The organism is Bordetella bronchialis (assembly GCF_001676705.1).
GTDB classification, from domain to species: Bacteria; Pseudomonadota; Gammaproteobacteria; order Burkholderiales; family Burkholderiaceae_B; genus Bordetella_C; species Bordetella_C bronchialis.
The window spans coordinates 3,863,279-3,887,324 of sequence record NZ_CP016170.1; the positions used below are offsets into that span (position 1 = coordinate 3,863,279).

The window sequence follows — 24,046 nt, forward strand, 5'->3', positions numbered from 1 at the left end:
GGCGGGGGGCGGAGGTATCGTGCATGGCCGTATCGTAACCTGACAGTTGGCTTGCCTCGTCGCGCGAAGCCCGGTCCGGATGGCGAAAAAAAGGCGAAACTCCCTTGCGGGAGCTTCGCCCTGGGGACGTGCCTGCCCCGGCTTACTTGGCCGGCGTGGCAGGCGTGGCGGGCATGGCCGACTTCTTCGCCTTCGCGCCGGACTTGGCCTTGTGCTTGTGGGTGGTCGTCTTGGCCGGCTTGGCGGTCGTACCGGCTTCGGCGGCGAAAACAGCCGGCGCGGCGGTCAGGCCCAGGCACAGTGCGGACGCGGACAAAAAAGCAGCAATACGGGAGCGGTTGGTCATTTGAAAACTCCAGATTAAGCAAGGCCACGTGGCCTCATCCCACGGGCACGGCGTCTTGCCGTGAATCCCGTACAGCCTTGGAGCAAGCACCCTTGCGAAGGTTTCATGGGCCGCAAAAAAATTTGCATGATCTGCGATTTGGAAATAGTCGGGGCGTCCGATCCCCGGCTTTCCTTCCAATCGCTTTCAATCCGCCATCGCGAAGCTTAAGCGTCGCGCACACAGCGTCATCGCGCGCGAGCCCTCAGGCGTTCTTCAGTTTGTCCAGCGCGTGTTCCAGCCGATCGACGGCCCATACCTCCAGGCCCTCGATGGGCTGGCGCGGCGCGTTGGCCTTCGGTATCAAGGCGACGCTGAATCCCAGCTTGGCCGCTTCGCGCAAGCGCTCCTGGCCGCGCGGCGCCGGGCGTATTTCGCCGGCCAGGCCGACTTCGCCGAAGGCGACGAGGCCCCGCGGCAAGGGCCGGTCGCGCAGGGACGACATGATGGCGAGCAGCACGGGCAGGTCGGCGGCGGGCTCGGTAATGCGCACGCCGCCCACGGCGTTGACGAAGACATCCTGGTCGGCGGTGACGACACCGGCGTGCCGGTGCAGCACCGCCAGCAGCATGGCCAGGCGGTTGCCTTCCAAGCCGACGGTAAGGCGGCGCGGATTGGCGCCCTGCACGCCGTCGACCAGCGCCTGGATTTCGACCAGCAGCGGCCGTGTGCCCTCCTGGGTCGCCATCACGCAGGAGCCCGCGACCTGGCGGTCGTGCTGGGACAGAAACAGCGCGGAAGGATTGGCCACGCCGCGCAGGCCGCGATCCGTCATGGCGAACACGCCCAGTTCGTTCACAGCGCCGAAACGGTTCTTGAAGGCGCGCACCAGGCGGAAGGACGAATGGGTGTCGCCTTCGAAATACAGCACCGTGTCGACGATGTGTTCGAGAACGCGCGGCCCGGCCAGCGCGCCATCCTTGGTGACGTGGCCGATCATGACGATGGCGATGCCCGTCTGCTTGGCCAGGCGCGTCAACTGCGCCGCGCACTCCCGCACTTGCGAAACCGAGCCGGGCGCGGCGGTGAGCTCGCCGCTGTACAGCGTCTGGATGGAGTCGATGACGGCCACCACCGGTTTCTGCTCGCTGACCGCCGCCTGTATGGCTTCCAGGCGGATCTCCGCCAGCAGGTCCACGTTGCCGGTGGGCAGGCCCAGCCGCCGCGCGCGCAGCGCCACTTGTTCGGCCGATTCCTCACCCGTGACGTACAGGACCTTGGCGCTTTCCGATAGCGATGCCAGGGCCTGCAGCAGCAGGGTGGACTTGCCGATGCCGGGGTCGCCGCCTATGAGCACGACGGCGCCGGCCACCAGGCCGCCGCCCAGGACACGGTCGAACTCCTCCAGTCCGGTGGGCTGGCGCGGCACTTCGCGCGCCTCGATTTCGGCAAGGCTGCGCACGGGGCTGGAAGCGGCCAGCGGCGCGTAGCGATGCGCCGCCGCCGCGGGGGCCGCTTCCAGGGTTTCTTCCAGGGTGTTCCAGGCGCCGCAGTGCGGGCATTTGCCCTGCCACTTCGGACTGGTGCCGCCGCATTCGGCGCACACGTAGACGGTTCGGGATTTGGCCATCCCGGCAGTGTACCGGCAAGGCGCTCCCGGGCGGATCCGGGCCTGCGTCCGCGGCGCGCGGCGGGCCTTGCCTGGTAGAGCGAGCCTAGCGGCCCGCGATGCTGCCGCCGCCGTCCACGGCCAGGACCTGGCCGGTGATGTAGCCGGCGTCGTCGGATAGCAGGAAGGCGATGGCGGCCGCCACATCGGCCGGCGAACCGATGCGCTTCATGGGGATGGAGGACAGGATGCGCTTTTCCGCATCGCTGCCCACCGGCCGGCTGGCGCGGAAGAGTTCGGTTTCGATGGGGCCCGGCGCAACGGCGTTGACCGTAATGCCGTACTCGGCCAACTCCAGCGCCCAGGTACGGGTACAGCCGACCAGCGCGTTCTTGGCGGCCGAATAGCTGGTGCGGTCGTAGCCGCCATGGATGGCGCGGCTGACGACATTGACGATGCGGCCGGCGCGGCGCACTTTCATCGATTCGACGAAGGCCTGCGCCACTTGTACGGCGACGCGGACATTCAGGTCCAGCACGTTGTACAGCGTGGCGAGCTCGATGCTGCCCAGGGGCTGCGGCAATACCAGGCCGACGTTGTTGACGACCGCGTCCACCGGGAACTTGTCGCGGATTTCGCGCAGGGTTTCCTCGGTCTTGCCGGCGTCGGAAAGGTCGCAGGCATAGAGATAGCCCGGAAAGTCCACATCGCTGGTGTGCCGCGCGATGCCGACCACGTGGCATCCCATATCGGCCAGGCGGCGCGTCAATGCCCAGCCGATTCCCTTGGTGGCGCCCGTTACGAGCACGCATTTATCTTTCATGATCTACCCTCGACTACGTCCTGCTTACTGCAAACCACCAGAGTAAACCACCAACCATGGCGGTCTGTCTTGGTTTTCGTGTCATACACCGGCGCCGCGCGGCGGCCCTGCATACCTGATTTGCCGGCGTGGGCATAGCTCGCCCGCGTCCCGCTCCGTACCATGCAGCCATCACGACAACAGCAAAAATAAGGGAGGCAATGTGCGAACAGCCCGTGCGCTGGCGCTGCTGGCCGCGATCGCGACGGCCGCCGCCTTGCCGCCGCATGCCGCCGCCGGCGGCGCCCCGGCCGCCTACCCGACCCGCCCGATCACTCTGGTAAACCCCTACGCCGCCGGCGGGCCGGCGGACATCGTGGCCCGCAGCCTGGCGCGCGGGCTGGAAAAACGCCTGGGCCAGCCGGTGGTGGTGGAGAACAAGCCGGGCGGCGGCGCCTCCATCGGCACGGCTTTCGTGGCGCGCGCCAAGGCCGACGGCTATACCCTGCTGCTGGGGACTTCGGCCGGCCATGTGGTGACGCCGCTGATGCAGAAAACCGCCTACGACGGCGTCGCCGACTTCACGTTCGCCTCGGTCGTGGCGGTGCAGCCCATCATGCTGGCCGTGAACCCGGCGCGCGGCATCGGGACGGTGGCCGAATTGATCGCGCGCGCCCAGGCCGCGCCCGGCAAGCTCAGCTACGGCTCGGCCGGCGTCGGCGGCGCCACGCATCTTGGCGCGGAGTTGTTCCAGCAGGCGGCCCACATCCAGCTGAATCACATCCCCTACCCGGGTGCCTCGCCGGCCGTCAACGATGCGGTGGGCGGCCAGCTCGACATGGTGATGCTGAATCTTTCCGCCAGCCTGCCGTTCATCCGCCAGGGCCGCCTGGTGCCGCTCGCCTATGCCGCGGATCGCCGCTCGCCGCTGCTGCCGCAGGTGCCGACGCTGGACGAGGCCGGCGTGCATGGCGCGCAAGCGGCGACGTGGTACAGCCTGGCCGCGCCCGCCGGCACGCCGCCGGCGGTGGTACAGCGCTTGAGCGACGCGGTGCGCGAGGTGAACGACGACCCCGACTACCGCAGGGTCATGCAGGATCAGGCCATCGAGCTGATGGCGCTTGCCCCCGGCCAGGCGCGCGCCTATGTGGAAAAAGACCGCGCCGACATGCAAGCCTTGCTGGGGCGGCTGGGGCTGCTGGCGAAATGACGACGCTCACCATGCCGCATTGCCAGTCCGCGGCCATCACCGCATGAACTTCGATTTCACCGAACTGGCCTCGGCCGACGCCTTCAAGTTGCTCTCCAGCGTGGTGGTGCCCCGGCCCATCGCCTGGGTCGTCAGCCTTTCGGCCGAGGGATGCCTGAACGCCGCGCCGTTTTCCTTCTTCAACGTGGTCAGCAGCGATCCCCCCATCGTGGCCCTGGGTATCGGGCCGCGCAACGGCCAGTTGAAGGACACCTCGCGCAATATCCTGGCGACACGCGAGTTCGTCGTCAATGTGGCGTCGGCGGCCCTGGCGCAACAGATGAACCACACCAGCCTGGACTACATCGCCGATGTCGACGAACTGGCGCGCGCGGGATTGACGACGGAGCCTTCGCTGCGCGTGCGGCCGCCCCGCATAGCCCAGAGCCCGGCGGCGCTGGAATGCACGGTATGGCAGGTACTGGAAGCCGCGCCGCAACGCGTTATCGTACTGGCCCGCGTCGTGGCGATGTATCTGCGCGACCAGGCCATCCTGGACCACCGCAGATTCCATGTGGATACCCCGTCGCTGGAGCTGCTGGGCCGCATGCATGGCGCGGGCTGGTACACCCGCACCAGCGAGCTGTTCCAGATGCCGGCGCCCGATGCCGCCGGGGATCCGACGGTACGGCCGGCGCAGGGACACCGATGAGCGCGGGACACGAATAATTTTCCTGGAGACTCGAATGAAACTGCATTGGTCGCCGCGCTCGCCTTTCGTGCGCAAAGTGATGATCGTGCTGCACGAAGCGGGCATCGCCGACCGCGTGGCATGCGTGCGCACGCCGGTGGCGATGGACAAGCCCAATCTGGAACTGGTGCGCGACAATCCGCTCATCAAGCTGCCCACGCTGGTCCTGGACGATGGCACGGCGATCTACGACTCGCGCGTCATCTGCGCCTATCTGGACGATCTGGCCGGCTCCGGCCTGTTGCCGGCCGAACCGCGCGCGCGGCTGACCGCCGAGCGGCGGCAGGCCCTGGGAGACGGCCTGATGGACGTGCTGCTGCTCTATCGCCAGGAACGCAACAAGCCGCCGGCGCGGCAGACGCCCGCCTGGCTGGACGCATTCGGGTTGAAGGTCGACGCGGTGCTGGCGGCCCTGGAAAAAGAAGCGCCCGCCTTGCAGGCAACGCCCTTCGACCTGGGCCTGATCGCCATCGGCTGCGCCCTTTCCTACCTGGACTATCGCTTTTCCGATATGCCGTGGCGGGACGGCCATCCGTTGCTGGCGGCCTGGCACCGGGAATTCAGCGCGCGGCCCTCCGTCGCGCGCAGCCAGCCGGACGACGCGGCGGCCTGAACGCCGGCACGGCACGACGCAGGCACCCCGACGAGACGACCACACAGAGGACAGCCCATGAGCCGCATTCCCTTCCCCGACCCGGACACCATGAGCGACGCGCAACGCCAGGTCTACGAGCGCATCGTGTCCGGCCCGCGCGGCCGGCTGGTCGGGCCGCTGCGCGCCGCCTTGCACAACCCCGAGCTGGCGGATCGCTGGCAGGCCTTCGGCGCCCTGCTGCGCTTCGGCACCCGCCTGCCGCCCCGCGTCAGCGAACTGGCCATCGTCGTGACGGCGCGGCGCTGGAACAGCCAGATCGAGTGGCACATCCATGCCCAGGCCGCGGCCGCGGCGGGCATTTCGCCCACGGTGCTGGAGGCGATCCGCGCACGGCGCACGCCTGTCTTCGACACGCCCGCCGACGAAGTCGTCTACGAATACGCGCGCCAGCTCCAGGAGACCGGGCAAGTGGCGCCCGCCCTGTACGCACGGGCCCTCGATTACTGGGACGCGGCCGGCGTGGTCGAGCTGACGGCGGTGATCGGCTACTACACGCTGGTGTCCATGACACTGAATGCGCACGAGATACCGATGCCTGACGACGCGCCCGCTCCGCTGGACGTGCCGGCCGAAGGCGGCCAGCCGGCGCTGAGCCGCCTGGCGCCGCTGCCGCCGGGGATGGCGCAATGAAGGCCGGGGAAGACCCAACGAGCGCCGGGGAACGCGCGGCACACGGCGACCGCCAGCCCACCCTCCCCGCTGCCACGGAAACGCCGCGCATGCCGGGGCGGCCGCGCCATGTGCTGCCGCCGGACGCCTGCGACGCGCATTGCCATGTCTTCGGTCCCTACGACCGCTTTCCGCTGCGGCACGCCTCTTCGTATGCCGCGCCGGATGCGCCGGTGGCGCGCTATCTGACCATGCTGGACACGCTGGGCGCGCGGCGCGGCGTGCTGGTGCAGCCCGCGCCCTACGGCACCGAGCCTTCCGCCTTGCTGGATGCGCTGCGGCAGGCCCCGGACCGCCTGCGCGGCGTGGCCGTGGCCGATGCCGATGTCACCGACGCCCAGCTGCGGGCCCTGTACGACGGCGGCGTGCGCGCGCTGCGCTTCGTCGAGGCGCGCGATCCCGCCGGGCGGCTGTTTCCCGGCAGCGTCGGCTTCGACCGGATCGCCGCGCTGGCGCCCCGCATGAAGCAGCACGGCCTGCATGCGCAGCTGTGGGCACCGTGCGACGTCCACGCACGCCATCTACCGGCGCTGGCCCGCCTGGGCCTGACGCTGGTCATCGATCACATGGCAAGCCTGGTGCCGGCCCGCGGCCCCGGGGATGCGGCGTTCCAGCTGTTGCGCGGCCTGCTGGCCGATGGCGCGATCTGGATGAAACTGAGCCTGTGCCGCGTCGGCACCGCGCCCGATTACGCCGATGCCCGCTATTTGCATGACGCCTTCGCCGCCGCCAATCCGGATCGGATCGTCTGGGGGTCGGACTGGCCTTTCGTGCGCATGGGGGACAAGGCCCCGGCGGCCGACGCCTTGCTGGACCTGGCCTGGGACTGGCTGGGCACCGATGCCCTGCGGCACAAGGTGTGGGTCGACAATCCGGCCCGACTGTACGGCTACACGCCGGGTTGACCGGCGCTTCGGCACGCCGGGGCATATCGGCGCCGCCGCTTCAAGGGCTGACGTGCCAGACGCCCTCGCCGCCGATCTCGCGCGCCAGGGCCTCGATCTGCCCGGCCACTTCCATCACGGTGCGGCCCGGTCCCTTGCTGCGCGAATACGCCATGGAGATGATGCGGCCCAGCGAGGGATCGCGCAGCGCCGCCACGCTCAGCCGGCCTTCCTGCACTTCCTGCCAAACGGCGTGCAAGGGCAGCACGGTGTACATGTTTTCCTGTTCGACGATGGATTTCATCAGCGGCAGCGAATCGGCCTCGATCAGCGGCGCGATGCGGATCTTGCGCGCCCGCGCCAGGCCGTCCAGCGTGTTGCGCAGGCCGTTGGGCGCGCCGGGCAGGATGAAGGGCAATCCGTCCAGGGCGTCGAACGGGATGGCGCCCGCGCGCGTGCGCGCATCGCCCGCCGCCCCGACCAGATACGACTCCACATACGCCAGGGCGGTTTCGCCGGGCGGGCATTTTTCGGCATAGCGGTACAGGATGGCGATGTCCACGCGGCTGTCCGTGAGCCATTCCTCTATCTGGCCGCTCGACCCTTCGAATATCCGCAGGTGGACCTTGGGATACTGCTCGCGCAGCCGTGAAAACAGCCGGCGGATCAGCGGATGGGCGGTGGAAGGCAGCAGGCCCAGCCGCACTTCGCCGGCCGGCTCGCGCGCCTGCCCATTGACTTCGAGCTCCAGGCGTTCCGCGTTTTCCAGCAGCACCTGGACCAGGGGAAAAAGCCGCTCGCCCACTTCGGACAAATGCACGCCCCGCCCCGTGCGATTGAAGAGCCGCGCGTTGCATTCGCGTTCCAGCGCGTTGATTCGCCGGCTCAGCACCGATTGATCCTGGTCCAGGTACAAGGCGGCGCGGGTGATACTGCCCAGTTCGGCGATGGCGACGAAGGCGCGCCATTTGTGAAGATCGGCGGTCAGGTCCAGGCTGGGCCCGGGGGCTTTGGCGGATGGCATGATGGCGGTCGGGAGCAATAGGCGTGGACACTATACGGCAGCGCCGGCCGCTTCCGCGGCGGGCACGGCGCCTTGCCTACTGCAACCCCAGGTTGCCCCGCCGGATGACCTCGCCCCATTTGCGGGACTCCGACTCCATCAGCTTGCGATACTCCGCGGGCGTGGTGGCCTGCGGCACCGCGCCCTGCTCGATGATGCGGGCGCGCAGCGCCGGCTCCTGCAAGGACGCGGCGATGGCCGCGGCCATCTTGTCGACGATGGCGGCAGGCGTGCCCGTGGGCGCGATGACGCCATAGTTGGACTCCACCTGCACCCCGGGCATGCCCAGTTCGCGCGTCGCCGGCACGTCGGGCAGGCCCACGAAACGCTCAGGGCTGCCCACCGCCAGCGCGCGCATCTTGCCCGCCTTGATGAAGGCCAGCACCGCCGACGCATCGGCGGGGAACATCTGCACTTCATTGGACAGCAGCGCGGTGGCCGCGGGCGCCGCGCCCTTGTAGGGCACATGCATGATCTCGATGCCCGCCTGCTGCTTGAGCAGTTCCCCCGCCAGGTGCGGCGTCGTCAGGTTGCCCGCGGACGCATAGTTGTACTTGCCCGGGTTCTTCTTCGCCGCGGCGATGAAGGCAGGCAGGCTGTTTTCGGCCATGGCGGGATTGACGACAAAGACCACGGGGATGCGCGCCACCAGCGACACATACTGGATGGCGGCGACGTCGTACGGCACCTTCATGACGTGCGGCAGCCCGGATATGGCGCCGGGCACGCCGAAGCCGAAGGTGCCGCCATCCGGCGCGGCGCGCACGGTGGCGTCCACGCCTATGGTTCCGGAAGCGCCCGCCTTGTTCTCGACGACGACGGGCTGCCCCAGCTTCTGGCCCAGGGTGGGCGCCAGCAGCCGCGCCAGATTGTCGACCGAGCCGCCGGGAGGATAAGGCACGATCAGGCGTATGGGCTGGCTCGGCCACGATGCGGCGGCACCCGTGGCGCCCGCGGGCAATGCGCTCAAGGCCAGCACGGCGGCCAGCAAGACGCGGCATGTGTTCATCGGATTGTCTCCTCGTGTTTATCGGTCTTCTCGCGGATACGCCGGCGCGGCGGCGCATGGCGCGGCGCGCCGGCCGCTTATGCGCCCTCCAGGCCCAGGACCTGCTTGGCGTAGATATTGCGCTGTATCTCGTTGGTCCCGCTGAAGATGGTGGCGGCCAGCGCATTGACATAGGGAGCCAGGGCATACACCCCGCCGTGGGGGTGATCCACCGCCGCGCCGCCATATTCGTCGGCGGACTGTATCAACAAGGCGCCCAGGCGCTCGTGCGTTTCCGTGGCCCAGATCTTCAGCAGCGACAGTTGCGGCGGCAAGGGCCGCCCGCGCCGCGCCATGTCGGCGTAGACCTCGTACATGGCGGTCAGGTCGGCGGCATCCAGCCGCAATTCGGCCAGGCGATCGCGAAAGCCCGCGTCGGCCAGCAAGCCGCGCTGCCGCGCGCGGACGTGGATCTGCCGCAGGGTGTGGTTGGCACGCTTGGGGCTCCCGCTGAACAGCCGTTCGAAACCCAGCAGCTCCTTGGCGATGCTCCAGCCCGCGTTCAGTTCGCCGACCAGATTGGCGCGCGGCACGCGCACCCGGTCGAAGAACACTTCGCAGAATTCCTCGTGGCCGGCCAGCGTGCGGATCGGTCGGCGGCTCACGCCGGGACTGTCCAGGTCGACCAGCAGGAAGCTGATGCCGGCCTGCTTTTTTACCGTCTTGTCGGTCCGCACCAGCATGAACATATGGGTGGCGTCCTGCGCCAGCGTCGACCAGGTTTTCTGGCCCGTGACGATCAGGTCGTCGCCGTCGGCAACGGCCTCGCAGCGCAGGGCGGCAAGGTCCGAACCGGCATTGGGCTCCGAATAGCCCTGCGCCCAGACGTCCCGGCCGGACAGGATGCCCGGCAGGAAGCGGTCCCGCTGTTCCTGCGTGCCGTGGCGGAACAGGATAGGGCCCAGCATGACCAGCCCCTGGTCCGGCGCGCGCGCCACGCCATGGCGTTCGGCCTCCTCGATATAGGCGATCAGGCGGTCCGGCGCCAGCGCCATGCCGCCATGCTCGCGCGGCCAGGATGGCGCGATCCAGCCCTGCCGGGCCAGCGTGAAATACCACGCCTTGATTTCATCCCAGTGCAGCCGGCGCGGCACATGACGCAGCGCCCGCGGATAGTGCGCGTGGAAGAACCGCCGCAGCATGTCGCGGAACTCGGCCTCCGGCATGGCGTTCCAGTCGGCGTCGCGGGGGAAATCCGTGGCAGGCGGCGCGGCGCTGCCGCGCTCCGCCGGCGCGTCCGCATCTTCGTGGGACGGCCTGTCGCCATCCGCCGGCCAGGCATGGCCGGCGTCGCCGATGCCGGTCTCCTCGCGCGGCATCGGCGATAGCGCGCCGAAGCGTTGCCGGTGCGCGGTGGCGTTCCCCAGCCAGGCGGCCTGGTGCAGGGCGCTACGGAAGTACAGGCTGACGTCGCATTCGTCCGTATAGCCGATGGCGCCGTGCAATTGCACCGCCAGCCGCGCCGCCTCGAGCCCGGCGCGGGCGGCACGCGCCTTGACGCGGCTGGCCGCGGCCCGCGCGGCGGTCTTGTCGGCCTCGGGCAGCCCCTTGAGCGCATTGGCCAGGCTGCTTGCCGCCAGCTCGACCTGCATCGCCGCATCCACCAGCCGGTGCTGCAAGGCCTGGAACGATGCCAGCGGCCGGCCGAACTGCTGCCGGGTATTCAGGTAGGCAACCGTATCGGCCAGCACCTGGCGCGCCGCGCCCAACATCTCGGCGGATTGCATGAGGCGGCCGATGTCCAGCGCCGCGTCGACGGCATCCAGGACCTCGTGCCGCGCCAACAGGCACTCCGGCGCGACGGCGACGGATTCCAGCGACAGGTGGCAGGCATGGGTGCCGTCGGCACGCACATAGCCCGCGACGCCGACACCCGGAGTTCCGGCGGCCACATGGAACAGCGCCGGGCCGTCCTCGCCGTCGGCCGGGACCAGCCAGCCGTCGACGCCCTGGCCGGGAATGACATGCCGCTTCTCGCCGTTCAGGACATAGGCGCCCTCGCGCGATGCGACGCTGACGCCGAAGGCGCCGGCGGCCTCGCCCGCCTCCAGCTGGCCTTCGCTTTCCTGCCAGGCCAGCGCCACCATGCAATCGCCCTCGCAAATCTGCCGCAGCAATTGCCGGCGCGCGGCGGATAGGCGCCGGTCCTCCGATTGCCGGTCCTCCGATTGCCGGCCATCGGCTTGCGGACCATCGGATCGCCGGCCCGCGTCGTCCTGATCGCGGCCGCCGGCGGTTTCCTCCAGGCGCGCCAGCAAGGCCGTGGGCAGCACGGCGGCGGCGACCAGCGGCTCGGGCAACAGCGCCCGTCCGGCTTCCTCCATGACGGCGGCCGTGGCCTGCCAGGGCAGGCCCAAGCCGCCCAGGGCTTCCGGCACGCCCATGCCTATCCAGCCCGCGCCGGCGATCTCGCGCCAGTAATCCCGGTCGGGCGCCGCGCCCCGGCGCTTGCGCCGCCGCTGGTCATGCCGCCGCAGCAGGTCGCGCGCGCTGTCGCGGATGGCTTCGATCAGCGATTCGTCCGGTGCCGTCATACGATGCCCTCCTCCCGCAAGCGCGCGATTTCCGCGTCGCTCATGCCCAGTTCCGCGGCCAGCACGGCGGCGGTGTGCTCGCCCAGCATGGGCGGCGGCAGGCCGGCCCGGACGGGCGTGGCCGAGAACCGGATGGGATTGCGGATGAAGGGCATGCTGCCCAGGCAGGGATGCGCCATGCGTCCCAGCATGCCGCGGTGCCGGACTTGCGGATCCTCGAACACCTGGTCCAGGCTGTAGATGGGGCCGCAGGGCACCTTGGCGCGGCCCAGGGCGTCATTCCACTCGGCGACGGTGCGCACGCGCATCGCGGGTTCTATCAGCGCCGACAATTCGGCCTGTGCCGCCGCGCGCAGCGGATTGGTGGCGAAACGCGCATCGGCGGCCAGGCCCGGCAGGCCGATCGCCTCGCAAAAGGCCTGGAACTGCGTATCGTTGCCCACGGCCACCATCAAGTGTCCATCGCGGCAGGCAAAGGCGCGGAACGGCGCGGTGATGGCCGATGCCGAGCCCATGCGGGCCGGCGGCGTGCCGCTGGCCAGGTAGTTCATGCCGATGTGCGACATGGCGGCGATCTGCGCGTCCAGCAGGGCCAGGTCGATGTGCTGGCCCTGTCCCGACACCTGGTCGCGGTGCCGCAGGGCGGCGAGAATGGCGCAGACCGCGTAGAAGCCGGCGGTCAGGTCGGACACGGAATAACCGACCTTGACCGGGCCGGCGCCGGGCTCGCCGTCCGGCACGCCGGTGACGCTCATCAGGCCGCTCATGGACTGGAATATCGGGTCGTAGCCCGGCAAGTGGCTGTAGGGGCCATCCTGGCCGAAGCCGGTAATGGAGCAATACACCAGCCGCGGATTCTCGCGCGCCAGCGATTCGTGATCGAGTCCGTAGCGCCGCAGGTCGCCGGCCTTGAAATTCTCGATGACGACATCGGCCTTGCGCGCCAGGCGGCGCACCAGCGCCTGGCCCTGGGGCCGGGCGATGTCGACGGTCAGCGAACGCTTGCCGCGGTTCATCGCCACGAAGGACGATGTTTCGCTGCTCGGGCTGCCGTCGGCGGCCGGCAGGGGATAGCCCTGGTGGCGCACGTCGTCGCCGCGCCCCGGGCGCTCGACCTTGATGACGTCGGCGCCGAAATCGGCCAGCATCTGCGCCGCCCACGGGCCCGAGAACACGCGGCTCAGGTCCAGCACTTTCACGCCATGTAGGGCCCCGCTCATGATGTCTCCTTGGTATCCGGGGAATGCGGGAAGGCCGCGGCCGGCTAGCGGCCCTTGAACACCGGCGGCCGCTTTTCCAGGAAGGCGCGGCGCGCCTCCTGCGCGTCTTCCGTCCTGGCGATGGCGGCGGTCATGTCCTGTTCGTAGCGGTAGCCGTCGCGCAGGCTCATGTCTTCGATGGCATTCAGCGTCTGCTTGGCCAGCATCGAGGCCAGCGGGCTCTTGGATGCCAGCTCGCGCGCCAGCGCCATCGCTTCGTCCATCAATGCGTCCGGCGGCACGGCGCGCTCCACGATGCCCAGCCGATAGAGTTCCTGGCCATCGACCCGCAGTCCCGTCAGCATCATGCGCCGCAGCCTGGAATGGCCGAACAGGCGCATGCCGTGCCGTCCGCCGCCCAGCAGGCCCACATCGATTTCGGGCAGGCCGACGGTGGCATTGGCGGCGGCGATCAGGATGTCGCACGACGCCACCATCGCCAGGCCCGCCCCCAGCGCCGCGCCGTTGATGGCGCATACCACGGGCTTGGCGCATTCCCGTATCGCGTGGAAGCATTCCCGCGTGCGGCGCGAATGCTGCGGCAGGTCGCCCGGCCCTTGGATCGTGGTGGCGCGGTTTTTCAGGTCCGCGCCGGCGCAAAAATTCCTGCCCTGTCCGGACAGCACTACCGCGCGGACCTCCGGCGTTTCGGAGATGCGGTCCAGCACCCAGGACAGTTCGTTCATCATCGCGGTGGACAGCGCGTTCACCGGCGGATTGGCCAGCAGGACGACGGCCACGCCGTCTTCCACGGCGACGTCCAGGGCGGTATAGGAGCCGGTCAAGGCCTCGGGCATGCTCATGGCGGTTTCCCTCGCAGGGTTCAGATGACGTTGCGTTCGCGCAGCGACCGTATGCGCGCCGCGTCCAGGCCCATCTCGGACAGGATTTCTTCCGTGTGCTGACCCAGCAGCGGCGGCGCGCGGTCCACGCGCAGGGCGGCGCCGCCGAAGCGCAGGGGATTCATGACCTGGGGCACCATGCCGGCCACGGGATGGGGCAACTGGCGCAGCATCGCGCGATGGACGACCTGCGGGTCGTCGAATACCTCGGGCACCGAATTGATGGAACCGGCCGGCACGCCGGCCTTCTTCAATGCTTCCAGCCAATACGCGCGCGGCTGGCCGGCGAAGGCGGCGTCCAGCACGGGATCCAGGCTGGCCTGGTTCTTCACGCGCTGGCCATTGGTGGCGTAGCGCTCGTCGCGCGCCAGGGCCGGATTGCCGATCACCCCGCACAGCGCGGCGAATTGCGCGTCGTTGCCGGCCACGACGACGATGTCGCCGTCGGCGCAGGCAAAGGTGCGCTGGGGCTGGATGTTGGGATGCGCGGTACCGGTGCGGCGCGGCACCCGCTTGCCCAGCAGGAAGTTCATCGCCTGGTTGGCCAGCAGGCCGACCTGGACGTCCAGCATGGCGACGTCGACGTATTCCCCCTGCCCCGTCTGCGTACGGCGCAGCAGCGCGGCCACGATGCCCAGCGCCGCATAGACCCCGGTGCTCAGGTCGACGATGGGCACGCCCACCTTCTGCGGACCGCCGCCGGGCTTGTCGTCGCGTTCCCCCGTCACGCTCATCAGGCCGCCCATGGCCTGGATCAGGAAATCGTAGGCCGGCTCCGCCGCGCGCGGGCCGGTCTGGCCGAAGCCGGTCACGGAGCAATACACCAGGCGCGGATTGATGCGTGACAGCGCGGCGTAGTCCAGGCCCAGGCGCGCCAGCGTACCGACCTTGTAGTTCTCCAGCACCACATCGGCGTCGCGGCACAAGTCCTTGACCAGGTCCTGGCCTTCCGGCGTCTGCAGGTCCAGCGTGATGGAGCGCTTGCCGCGATTGGTGGCGATGAAGTAGGCGCCATCGGCGCTGTCCTGCCCCGCCTGGTCCTTCAGGAAGGGCGGCCCCCAGGACCGCGTATCGTCGCCCCGCCCCGGCCGCTCGACCTTGATGACATCGGCCCCCAGGTCCGCCAGGATCTGGCTGGCCCACGGGCCGGCCAGGACGCGGCTCAGGTCCAGCACCTTGATATTCGATAAAACCGGCTGCAAGGCCCACCCCTTTGATTCACGATGTCCGGACAGTCTATGAATCGCGGGCGGGCCGGGGTACTGCCCCCGGAGACAAAGCTGTTATGTGGCCGGCGCCACGGCAGGGTCAGGGCGTCGTGCGTACCGGCACGCGCGTGGCCAGTGCGCAGAGCAGCTCGTAGCCTATGGTGCCGGCGGCCTGCGCGACTTCGTCCACGGACGGGCCGTCGGCGCCCCACAGCGACACCGGGGCGCCGATGCCGGCTTGCGGCACCGGTGTCAGGTCCACGGCCAGCATGTCCATCGAAACGCGGCCCAGCAGGCGCGTGCGCGTGCCGGCCACCACGATGGGCGTTCCGGTGCCGGCATGGCGCGGATAGCCGTCGGCATAGCCGCAAGCCACCACGCCGATGCGCATGGGCGCCTCGGCCGTGAACAGGCTGCCGTAGCCGACGGTGTCGCCGGGGCGCAGGTCCTGCGTGGCGATGATGGCCGACCGCAGCGACATCGCCGGCTTCAGGCCGAAGGATGCGGCGTCGGCATCGGCGAAGGGCGACGCGCCGTACAGGCAGATGCCGGGGCGCACCCAGCTTTCGGCACCGCCGCGCGCCAGCGAGATTTCCGGATAGCGCAGCGTGGCGGCCGAATTGCACAGGCTGACCGGGCCGGGCAGATCGCCCGCTACTTGCTGGAACACCCGCAGCTGGGCCGCGACGCCCTGGGCGGCGTCCGCATTGGCGAAGTGCGTCATGCGGCCGACACTGCCCAGGATGCCCTGCGCGCGCAATTCGAGCGCGCGGGCGTGGGCGCCGCGGTAGGCATCCGCAGCGAAGCCCAGCCGGTTCATGCCGCTGTTGAGCTTGACCAGTACGTCCAGGGGCTGCGCCGGCCGCGCGCGCGCCAGCATATCGAGCTGTTCGCGGCTATGCACGACGGACGTCAGGCGGTAGCGATCGGCCAATTCCAGGTCGGCGGGCTCGAAGCAGCCTTCAAGCAGCAGGATGGGCTTGGTCCAACCGGATTCCCGGCATTCCAGGGCTTCGGCCAGGTCCAGCATGGCCAGGCCGTCGGCGGCGGCGAATCCCTGCATGCCCTGGACCGTGCCGTGGCCGTAGCTGTGCGCCTTGATCACCGCCCAGATGGAAGGCGCCACGACGGCGGCTGGGCCGCCGGCGGGCGCTGTGTCGGCGAGCGCGCCCGCTGACGATGTGACGGTTGACGATATGCCGGCTGACGATATGCCGGCTGACGATATGCCGGCTGACGATATGCCGGCTGACGAAGCGTCGTCCGACGGCGATGCGGCCCTCGACGCGGCCGCCGCGGCCTGGTCGAGGTGGCGCCGGACGACGCCCAGGTTATGGGCAAGTGCGGAGACGGAAATAGTGACGGAAATCGGTCGTGGCATCGCGGCGGTCCTGAAGCCCGATAAGTCTACCGCAACGGTTTCCGGCAGAGCGCCGCGTGGCGCGCGGCCGCGCCACGACCGCGCAAGCGGCGATCAACGCATCGTGAACGATAAAATGCGCGATTGCCCGCCCAGGATCCCGCTACGCCGCCATGGCCGTCGACCACTACGAGAACTTCCCCGTCGCCTCGATTCTGCTGCCGCCCCGGCTGCGCGCGGCGGTGCGCGATATCTACCGTTTCGCGCGCAGCGCCGACGATATCGCGGACGAAGGCGAAGCCGCCGACGCCGAGCGCCTGGCGGGCCTGGCCGCGTACCGCGCGGAGCTGCACCGCATCGCGCAGGGCAAGCCCGGCGTGCGGGCCGTGGCCGATCCCGCGCTGGCGGCCGTCTTCGACCCGCTGGCCGCGACCATCGCCCGTCACCAGTTGCCCGTCACACCGTTCTACGACCTGCTGTCGGCCTTCGAACAGGACGTCACGGTCAAGCGCTACGCCGACGAGGCCGCCCTGCTCGACTACTGCGCCCGTTCGGCCAACCCCGTCGGCCGCCTGATGCTGCATTTGTATGGCGCGGCCAGCGCGGACAACCTGCGGGACGCCGACGCCATCTGCACCGGCCTGCAGCTGGTGAACTTCTGGCAGGACGTGCATATCGATTGGCGCAAGGACCGCGTCTATCTGCCGCAAGACGCGCTGCGCCGGCACGGCGTCACGGATCAGGATATCGGCACCTGCCGCCTGAGCCCGGCCTGGTCGGCGCTGATGGCCGACATGACCGCGCGCACGCGTGCGCTGTTAAACTCCGGCGCGCCGCTGGCCCGCCGGCTGCCCGGCCGCATCGGCCTGGAGTTGCGCCTGGTCGTCCAGGGTGGACTGCGTATACTGGAACGCATCGAGCGGGCACGCTACGACGTGTTCATGAACCGCCCGCAATTGGGTGCACGAGATTGGGGCGTCATGATGTGGCGCGCTTTCAGCTGAAATGACTCCCGACGAATACTGCCAGGACAAGGCCGCCAAGAGCGGCTCCAGCTTCTATTACGCCTTCCTGTTCCTGCCCCCGGAACGGCGGCGCGCCATCACCGCGCTCTACGCCTTCGGCCGCGAAGTGGACGACGTGGTCGACGAAGTCAGCGACGTGTCGGTGGCCCGCATCAAGCTGGCCTGGTGGCGCACGGAAATCGACCGCCTGTACGGCGGCGCGCCGGAACACCCCGTCACCCGCGCGCTGGAACCGCATCTGCAGGTCTACGGCATCCCGCGCGACCGCATGCTGGCCGTGGTCGACGGCATGGAAATGGACCTGGACCAGACCCGCTACCTGGACTGGCCGGGCCTGCGCAAATACTGCTGGCATGTGGCCGGCGTGATCGGCGAGATGTCCGCGTCGATCTTCGGCTACACCGATCCGTCCACGCTGGTCTATGCCGAAAAACTCGGCCTGGCGTTCCAGATGACGAACATCATCCGCGACGTGGGCGACGACGCGCGGCGCGGCCGCATCTATCTGCCCATCAACGAACTCCAGCAATTCGACGTCAAGGCGGCGGACATCCTGAACGGCCGGTATTCGCCCGGCTTCAGCGCCTTGATGGCCTTCCAGGCGCGGCGCGCGCGCGAGCTATACAAGGAAGCGATGTCCGCCCTGCCCGAAGCCGACCGGCGCGCGCAGCGTCCGGGCCTGATGATGGCCGCCATTTACCACGCGCTGCTGGACGAAATCGAACGCGACGACTGGCAGGTGCTGCATCAGCGCATTTCCCTGACGCCGCTGCGCAAGCTGTGGCTGGCCTGGCGCACCTGGGTGGGCGGCGGACGGGGCCTGGTGCGGCGGCTGTCGCGATGAAGGCCGCGGTGGTCGGCGCGGGATGGGCCGGGCTGGCCGCCGCCACGGTCCTGCGCCAGGCCGGCTGCGACGTCACCGTCTACGAAAGCGGCCACACCCCGGGCGGGCGCGCGCGGCGCGTGCCCCATCCCCCGCAAGGCGGCTTCGATACGCCGCTGGACAACGGCCAGCACATCCTGCTGGGCGCCTACACCGATACGCTGGCGCTCATGCGCCGCCTGGGGCGTGACCCCGATGCCCTCTTCCTGCGCCTGCCGCTATGCCTGGCCAGCCTGGATGGCGACTTCCGGCTCGCCGCGCCGCGCCTGCCCGCGCCCTTGCACGCGGCCGCGGCGCTGCTTGGCGCCCGCGGCCTGGGCTGGGCCGACCGCCTGGCCTGCCTGCGGCTGATGCGCGGGCTACGCGCCGCGGGCTGGCGGGCCGTCCAGGGCGAAACCGTGGCGGCCCTGCTGCGGCGGCACGGCCAGCCCGCGCGGGCCGTGCAGCGGCTATGGGAACCTTTGTGCCTGGCGGCGCTGAATACACCGCTGGAACAGGCCTGCGCGCAGTTGTATGCCAACGTGTTGCGCGACAGCCTGGGCGGACCGCGCCCCGCCACCGATATGCTGCTGCCTCGCACCGACCTGTCCGCGCTGTGGGCCGATGCCGCGGCCGCGCGGTGCACGATGCGATATGGCCATACCGTACAGGCGGTGGTGCCCGCGCGGGATGGCGTCCAGATCGACGGCGAGCGCCACGATGCGGCGGTGGTCGCGGTACCGCCCGCCATCGCGGCGCGGCTGCTGGCCCCGGGCCCCGCGCGAGACGTGGTGGCCGGCATGGATCGCCTGCCGCATGCCCCCATCGCCACGCTGAACCTGAAGCTGCGCCGGCCGTGGACGCTGCCGCGTCCCATGATGATGCTGACCGAGGACCGCGCGCGCGGCCATGACGGCCAATGGCTGTTCGACAGGACAGCCTTGAGCCAGGGACCAGGCCTGGCCGCGGGAACGCTTCCCGGCGCGCGAGGACAGCGCGGCGGCGGACCCGCCGGCGCCGGCGCGGAGATCGCCGTGGTGGTCAGCGCGGCGACGGCCATCGCCAGCCGGGACCGGGCCCAGGCCACCCAGGACCTGATCCGCCAGATACGCGAACAGGCCGCGCGCGCCGGCCTGCCCGCCATGCCCGAGGTCGACGGCACGGCCTTGCTGATCGACAAACGGGCGACCTTCCTGGCGGTGCCTGGCATGGCGCGGCCCGCGCAGCGCACCCCCTGGCGCGGGCTGGCCCTGGCGGGCGACTGGACGGACACGGGCTACCCCGGCGTGCTGGAGGGCGCGGTACGCAGCGGCATGCGCGCCGCGCAGGCCATCCTGGCCGGATCCACAGGTTGACGATGGAGATGTCCCGCGTGGCCGGCCGCCGGGACATGCGCCCGGCGCCGTGGTTCCCGCGCCAGGGAAAATCGCGTCAAGACGGCCCGGCGCGCGCGGGCCGGCCAGGAAGCGATCAGCCCAGGCTGCGCACCGTGTGCAGGCCCGCGGCGGTCAGCAACAAGGAACCCGCCAGGCTGGCCCCCGCGTAGAGCAAGGCCATGCCGTACGCGCCCTTTTCCACGAAGGCCACGGTTTCCGCGGAAAACGTCGAGAACGTCGTCAGGCCGCCCAGGAAGCCGGTGATGCAGGCCAGGCGTATCCACGCCGGCCAATCGGGATGCCCGGCGACCAGCGCGACCATCACGCCGATCAGATAGCCGCCGACCAGGTTGGCGGCCATGGTGCCCCAGGGCCAGTCGCCCGCATTGAAGAACAGTCCCAGCACCCAGCGCAGCCAGGCGCCCAGCGTGGCGCCCGCGGCGACCGCCACGAAATTGCCTGAAGTGAACATGGCAAACCGCGCCCACGCGCGTCCGCTTCGATTGGAATGCCGGCGATTATCTCAATAAACGCCGGCGCATCAACACGGCCGCGATCCATATCGCCGCGACCGCGCTGACAAACAGCTGTAGGAGCGGCCCCCAGGGATCGGCGGGCACGCGGCCCAGCACCAGCGGCCGCAGGAGGTCCACGGCCGGCGACAAGGGCAGCCAGCGCATGACCGCGACCAGCGGCGCCGGCAATTGCGACACCGGAAAGAACACGCCCGATAGAAAGACCATGGGCGTAATGACCAGCGTGAAGTAATACATGAAGAAGTCATAGCCGCGCGCCAAGGCGCTGACGATCAGCGCCATGGCGGCGTACAGCACGCCCAGCGGCACCAGCAGCAGCGGCACCCATGCCAGCGTGGCGGCGCGCGAGATATCCAGCGCGATCACCACCAGCAGGATGGCCAGCCCGCTCTTCATGGCCTTGGCCGCCGCCCACAGGATCTCCGCCCAGACGATGTCGTCCAGGTTGAGCGGTGTATTGAGTATGGCGTCCCAGGTGCGCTGTATCTGCAGGCGCGAGAACGCGCTGTAGGTCGCTTCGAAGGTCGCGCCGTACAGCACGCCCACGCAGATCGACCCCGCGGACAGGTAGGTCACGTAGGGCACGCCCTCCACGCCCGGCAGCATGCTGCCCAGGCCGTAGCCCAGCGCCAGCAGGGCCACGACGGGATCGAGCACATCGCCCAGGACGGTCGCCAGCGCCGTCTTGCGCCAGACCAGGAAGTTGCGGCGTATCACCGCGATGCTGCGCGCCGTCGGCCACGGCCACCGCCACAGCGGCGGCATGCCGCCGGAGCGGGGCGCGTCCTTCGAGGACGTATCCATGGCTCAGGTCTCCTCGCGCATATCGCGGCCCGTCAGCCGCAGGAACAGGTCTTCCAGATTGGCCGGTCGATGCAGATAGCGCAGGCCGGACGCGTCGCGCAGCGCGTGCACGATGGGCGCCGCGTCGGCGGTATAGCAAAAGGCCGTTTCGCCGCTGATTTCGATGCGCGCCGGCAAGCCGCCGCCATGTCGCGCCAGCCAGGCATGCAGACCGTCGCCGTAGACTTCCACCACCTGCGCTTCCACATGCTTGCCGATAAGCGCGCGCGGCGTGCCTTCGGCGATCATGCGGCCATGGTCGATGACGCCCAGGCGATGGCACAGGCGCTCGGCCTCGTCCATGAAATGCGTCGTCAGCAGGATGGTCTTGCCGCGCGCCAGCAGCGTCTTCAGGCGTTCCCATATCAGGTGCCGCGCCTGCGGATCCAGCCCGGTGGTGGGCTCGTCCATCACGATCAGGTCCGGATCGTTGACCAGGGCGCGCGCCAGGGTCAGGCGGCGCTTCATGCCGCCGGACAATTCTCCGATGCGCGAGTCGGCCTTGGCCGCCAGCGCGGCGAAATCCAGCAGGCCGGGAATACGCTCGCGGATCTGCGCATCGCGCAAGCCGAAATAGCGGCCGAACACCAAAAGGTTTTCCGCCACGGTGAAGTCCGGATCCAGATTGTCCATCTGCGGCACGACGCCCACGCCCATGCGCGCCTGACGGGCCTGGGCCGGCACGGGATGGCCCAGAAGCTCGATGCGGCCGCCATCGAATGGCGTCAGCCCCAGCAGCGTGCGCAAGGTAGTCGTTTTGCCGGCGCCGTTCGGACCCAGCAGCCCGTAGCACTCGCCGCGCGCGAGGAAAAAGGACAGGTCGTGGACGATGGGCCGGCGGCCATAGCGCTTGTGCAGGCCTTCTATGCGCAAGGCCGGCATGGCGGGCGCGGGGAGGGAGGTCGCTGGCGTCGTCATCGGTACATTCTAGCGGGGCGGTCGCCGCGGGCGTCCGCGGCCGCGGCGCGGGATGGCAGGCTTCCGGAGCGTCCGCGACGGAAAGCCGCGAAGGTCCCGTGACAGTCCATATGTCCATTTGCCGGATATGGAGAGGCCCATTTCCACTGCTTGGAAATGGGCGCCGCCTTCCCTCATTCCCGTCCTCTACACTGCCCGCGACAACAAGCACCGCGCCGTCGCGCGGCCCGCGTTTCACCGGCGTCCCCGGCGCCGGATGTGGAGAGACACCATGCAGCATTCCCCCACCCGTCGCCGCCTGTTGGCGGCGGCTGCCACCGCCGCGGCCGCGCCCTGGCTGCCCCGCCCGGCCATGGCCGCGACCGCCTCATTGCCCGACAAGCCGCTGCGGCTGATCGTCCCCTTCGCCCCCGGCGGACCGGTGGACAGCCTGGGACGGCTGCTGGGCAAGATCATGAGCCCGCAGCTGAAACAGCCCGTGGTCGTGGACAACCGGCCCGGCGGCGGCGGCGTGGTCGCGCTCAATGCCGTCAGCAGCGCGCCCGCCGACGGCGCCACGATGGTTCTGTCCTCCATCACGCTGGTGACCACGCCGGCCATGATGCAGGTGTCCTACGACGCCGAAAAAGACTTCGAACCGATTACCGTGGCCGCCTTCATTCCGCACATCCTGGTCGTGCGCGCGGATTTTCCCGCCCGCACGCTGGCCGAGCTGGTGGCGGCGGCCAAGGCCCAGCCCGGCGCCATGAGCTACGGCTCGTCCGGCAACGGCACGTCCGCGCACCTGGCCGGCGCCCTCTTCGCCGACCGTGCCGGCCTGCAGGTCACGCACGTGCCCTATCGCGGCGCCGCGCCGGCCTTGACCGATCTGCTGGCGGGAAGGCTGCAGTTCATGTTCCTGGACACGCCCACCCTGTTGCCCTATCTGCGCGCCGGCAAGCTGCGCGCGCTGGCGGCGGCGCCCGCCGCGGGCGCCAAGGCGCTGCCCGACGTGCCCACCATCGCGGCGTCGGGATACCCGGGCTTCGATATCCACGCATGGTATGGCGCCTTGATCAAGGCCGGCACGCCGGAACCCGTGCGCCAGGCGCTCTACGGCGTGCTGCGCGACGCCCTGGCCAGCGACGAGGCGCGGCAGTACCTGGCCTCGGTGGGGATCGACCCCGGCGGCATGCCGCCCGCGCAATTCGCCAGCCTGATCCATGGCGACCTGGCGCAATGGAAGGACACCATCGGCCGCCTGCACATCTCCATCGGCTAGGCCAGCCGCCTTCCATCGCCCGGACATCCCCGACTTCACACGAGACACTCCCATGCGTATCGCCATTCCCGACGACTACCAGGACTGCGTGCGCGGCCTGGACTGCTATGCCAGGCTCGCCGGCCATGACGTCACCCTGTTCCACGACAACGTGAAGGACGTCGACGTATTGGCCGAACGCTTCCGCGACGCGGAGGCCATCGTGCTGACCCGCGAGCGCACCCAGGTCGGCGAAGCGCTGCTGCGGCGCCTGCCGCGCTTGCGCCTGATCAGCCAGATCGGCAAGGTGGCGCCGCACATCGACGTGGCGGCCTGCACCGCCCACGGCGTGGCGGTGGCCGAGGGCTCGGGCTCCGGCGCGGCCACCGCGGAGCTGACCTGGGCGCTGATGCTGGCCAGCCGCAGGCATCTGGTGGCCGAGGCCAACCGCCTGCGCGCCGGTCTCTGGCAAGGCACGCTGGGCCAGGAATTGCGCGGCCAGCGGCTGGGCGTCTGGAGCTATGGCCGCATCGGGCGCCAGGTCGTCAACTATGGGCGCGCCTTCGGCATGAAGGTCTGGGTATGGGGCGGTCCCGATTCGACACGGCAGGCACGCGAGGACGGCATCGAGGTCGCGCCCAGCCGCGAGGACTTCTTCGCCCACAGCGATGTGCTGACGCTGCATCTGCGCCTGGGCCCCGCCACGCAAGGCGCGATCCGCGCGGCGGACCTGGCCCGCATGAAACCCAGCGCGCTGATCGTCAACACCAGCCGCGCCGAGCTGATCGAGGCCGGCGCGCTGGAAGCCGCCCTGCGCGCGGGACGGCCCGGCTACGCCGCCATCGACACCTTCGAGTCGGAGCCCATCCTGGGCGCCGCGCATCCGCTGCTGCACATGGATAACGCCCTGTGCACGCCGCACCTGGGTTTCGTCGAAAAGGACAACTACGAAGCCTACTTCGGCACGGCCTTCGACAACATCAATGCATTCTGCGCGGGCACGCCCACCAATCTGGTCAACCCGGAAGTGCTGCGCATCGAAGACTGA

Annotated in this window: 23 protein-coding genes; 10 read left to right on the forward strand and 13 right to left on the reverse strand. The window is 69.7% G+C overall.

The features are described 5' to 3' along the window. Positions 1-142: 142 nt before the first annotated feature. The 3 genes from BAU06_RS17045 to BAU06_RS17055 all read right to left on the reverse strand — a co-directional run bounded on the left by BAU06_RS17045 (position 143) and on the right by BAU06_RS17055 (position 2,757). Positions 143-346, reverse strand: coding sequence for a hypothetical protein (locus tag BAU06_RS17045; protein ID WP_066352544.1), 204 nt, complete (start codon positions 344-346; stop codon positions 143-145). A 244-nt stretch (positions 347-590) separates the two neighbouring features. Further along, positions 591-1,955, reverse strand: a complete 1,365-nt coding sequence (gene radA / locus BAU06_RS17050) for a DNA repair protein RadA (protein WP_066352546.1) — start codon at positions 1,953-1,955, stop codon at positions 591-593. Between the two features lie 85 nt (positions 1,956-2,040). Further along, positions 2,041-2,757 (reverse strand): SDR family oxidoreductase, encoded by a 717-nt coding sequence (locus BAU06_RS17055; RefSeq protein WP_066352552.1) that lies wholly within the window; start codon positions 2,755-2,757, stop codon positions 2,041-2,043. Positions 2,758-2,959: 202 nt separating this feature from the next. Here BAU06_RS17055 and BAU06_RS17060 point away from each other — a divergent pair, with 202 nt between their 5' ends. The 5 genes from BAU06_RS17060 to BAU06_RS17080 all read left to right on the forward strand — a co-directional run bounded on the left by BAU06_RS17060 (position 2,960) and on the right by BAU06_RS17080 (position 6,905). After that, complete coding sequence (locus tag BAU06_RS17060; protein ID WP_066352556.1) at positions 2,960-3,946, forward strand: tripartite tricarboxylate transporter substrate binding protein; 987 nt, start codon at positions 2,960-2,962, stop codon at positions 3,944-3,946. Positions 3,947-3,989: 43 nt separating this feature from the next. After that, positions 3,990-4,637: a flavin reductase family protein gene (locus BAU06_RS17065; protein ID WP_066352559.1), complete on the forward strand. Its 648-nt coding sequence runs from the start codon at positions 3,990-3,992 to the stop codon at positions 4,635-4,637. A 34-nt stretch (positions 4,638-4,671) separates the two neighbouring features. Beyond that, entirely contained in the window at positions 4,672-5,289 is a 618-nt protein-coding gene (locus tag BAU06_RS17070; RefSeq protein WP_066352565.1) for a glutathione S-transferase family protein, read from the forward strand. Positions 5,290-5,346: 57 nt separating this feature from the next. Then, entirely contained in the window at positions 5,347-5,961 is a 615-nt protein-coding gene (locus BAU06_RS17075) for a carboxymuconolactone decarboxylase family protein (RefSeq protein ID WP_066352574.1), read from the forward strand. 89 nt (positions 5,962-6,050) lie between these two features. After that, complete coding sequence (locus BAU06_RS17080) at positions 6,051-6,905, forward strand: amidohydrolase family protein (protein WP_066352577.1); 855 nt, start codon at positions 6,051-6,053, stop codon at positions 6,903-6,905. Between the two features lie 40 nt (positions 6,906-6,945). Here the strand turns inward: BAU06_RS17080 and BAU06_RS17085 are convergent, their stop codons facing one another. The 7 genes from BAU06_RS17085 to alr form a co-directional block, all read right to left on the reverse strand. Beyond that, positions 6,946-7,908 carry a LysR family transcriptional regulator gene (locus BAU06_RS17085; protein WP_066359255.1) on the reverse strand — a complete coding sequence of 321 codons (963 nt, stop codon included), beginning with the start codon at positions 7,906-7,908 and terminating at the stop codon, positions 6,946-6,948. Positions 7,909-7,984: 76 nt separating this feature from the next. Then, entirely contained in the window at positions 7,985-8,956 is a 972-nt protein-coding gene (locus tag BAU06_RS17090) for a Bug family tripartite tricarboxylate transporter substrate binding protein (RefSeq protein ID WP_066352580.1), read from the reverse strand. A 77-nt stretch (positions 8,957-9,033) separates the two neighbouring features. Continuing rightward, positions 9,034-11,529 (reverse strand): acyl-CoA dehydrogenase, encoded by a 2,496-nt coding sequence (locus BAU06_RS17095; RefSeq protein WP_066352582.1) that lies wholly within the window; start codon positions 11,527-11,529, stop codon positions 9,034-9,036. Beyond that, on the reverse strand, positions 11,526-12,749 hold the full coding sequence (locus BAU06_RS17100) for a CaiB/BaiF CoA transferase family protein (RefSeq protein ID WP_066352583.1): 1,224 nt from the start codon (positions 12,747-12,749) through the stop codon (positions 11,526-11,528). Before BAU06_RS17100 ends, BAU06_RS17095 begins: the two co-directional genes overlap by 4 nt. A 44-nt stretch (positions 12,750-12,793) precedes the next feature. Then, positions 12,794-13,591 (reverse strand): enoyl-CoA hydratase/isomerase family protein, encoded by a 798-nt coding sequence (locus tag BAU06_RS17105; protein WP_156770258.1) that lies wholly within the window; start codon positions 13,589-13,591, stop codon positions 12,794-12,796. Positions 13,592-13,611: 20 nt separating this feature from the next. Beyond that, positions 13,612-14,832 carry a CaiB/BaiF CoA transferase family protein gene (locus tag BAU06_RS17110; protein ID WP_066352589.1) on the reverse strand — a complete coding sequence of 407 codons (1,221 nt, stop codon included), beginning with the start codon at positions 14,830-14,832 and terminating at the stop codon, positions 13,612-13,614. 106 nt (positions 14,833-14,938) lie between these two features. Beyond that, positions 14,939-16,036, reverse strand: coding sequence for an alanine racemase (gene alr, locus BAU06_RS17115; protein ID WP_066359260.1), 1,098 nt, complete (start codon positions 16,034-16,036; stop codon positions 14,939-14,941). A gap of 335 nt (positions 16,037-16,371) precedes the next feature. On the opposite strand from alr, the gene hpnC reads away from it, so the two are divergent. From hpnC to hpnE, 3 genes are read left to right on the forward strand one after another with little or no spacing between them, the layout of a single operon-like run. Then, positions 16,372-17,202 carry a squalene synthase HpnC gene (hpnC, locus tag BAU06_RS17120; RefSeq protein WP_066352591.1) on the forward strand — a complete coding sequence of 277 codons (831 nt, stop codon included), beginning with the start codon at positions 16,372-16,374 and terminating at the stop codon, positions 17,200-17,202. A 1-nt stretch (position 17,203) separates the two neighbouring features. Further along, positions 17,204-18,067, forward strand: coding sequence for a presqualene diphosphate synthase HpnD (hpnD, locus tag BAU06_RS17125; protein WP_066352597.1), 864 nt, complete (start codon positions 17,204-17,206; stop codon positions 18,065-18,067). Continuing rightward, entirely contained in the window at positions 18,064-19,440 is a 1,377-nt protein-coding gene (gene hpnE / locus BAU06_RS17130) for a hydroxysqualene dehydroxylase HpnE (protein WP_066352601.1), read from the forward strand. Before hpnD ends, hpnE begins: the two co-directional genes overlap by 4 nt. Positions 19,441-19,555: 115 nt before the next feature. Here the strand turns inward: hpnE and crcB are convergent, their stop codons facing one another. From crcB to nodI, 3 genes are read right to left on the reverse strand one after another with little or no spacing between them, the layout of a single operon-like run. Then, on the reverse strand, positions 19,556-19,933 hold the full coding sequence (gene crcB, locus BAU06_RS17135) for a fluoride efflux transporter CrcB (protein WP_066352604.1): 378 nt from the start codon (positions 19,931-19,933) through the stop codon (positions 19,556-19,558). Positions 19,934-19,979: 46 nt separating this feature from the next. Further along, positions 19,980-20,801 (reverse strand): ABC transporter permease, encoded by an 822-nt coding sequence (locus BAU06_RS17140; RefSeq protein WP_082993732.1) that lies wholly within the window; start codon positions 20,799-20,801, stop codon positions 19,980-19,982. A 3-nt stretch (positions 20,802-20,804) separates the two neighbouring features. Continuing rightward, positions 20,805-21,758, reverse strand: a complete 954-nt coding sequence (gene nodI, locus BAU06_RS17145) for a nodulation factor ABC transporter ATP-binding protein NodI (protein WP_156770259.1) — start codon at positions 21,756-21,758, stop codon at positions 20,805-20,807. 271 nt (positions 21,759-22,029) lie between these two features. On the opposite strand from nodI, the gene BAU06_RS17150 reads away from it, so the two are divergent. Then, on the forward strand, positions 22,030-23,019 hold the full coding sequence (locus tag BAU06_RS17150) for a Bug family tripartite tricarboxylate transporter substrate binding protein (protein WP_066352617.1): 990 nt from the start codon (positions 22,030-22,032) through the stop codon (positions 23,017-23,019). A gap of 52 nt (positions 23,020-23,071) precedes the next feature. Beyond that, a complete protein-coding gene (locus tag BAU06_RS17155; RefSeq protein WP_066352619.1) occupies positions 23,072-24,046 on the forward strand; it encodes a D-2-hydroxyacid dehydrogenase family protein in 975 nt (324 codons plus the stop codon).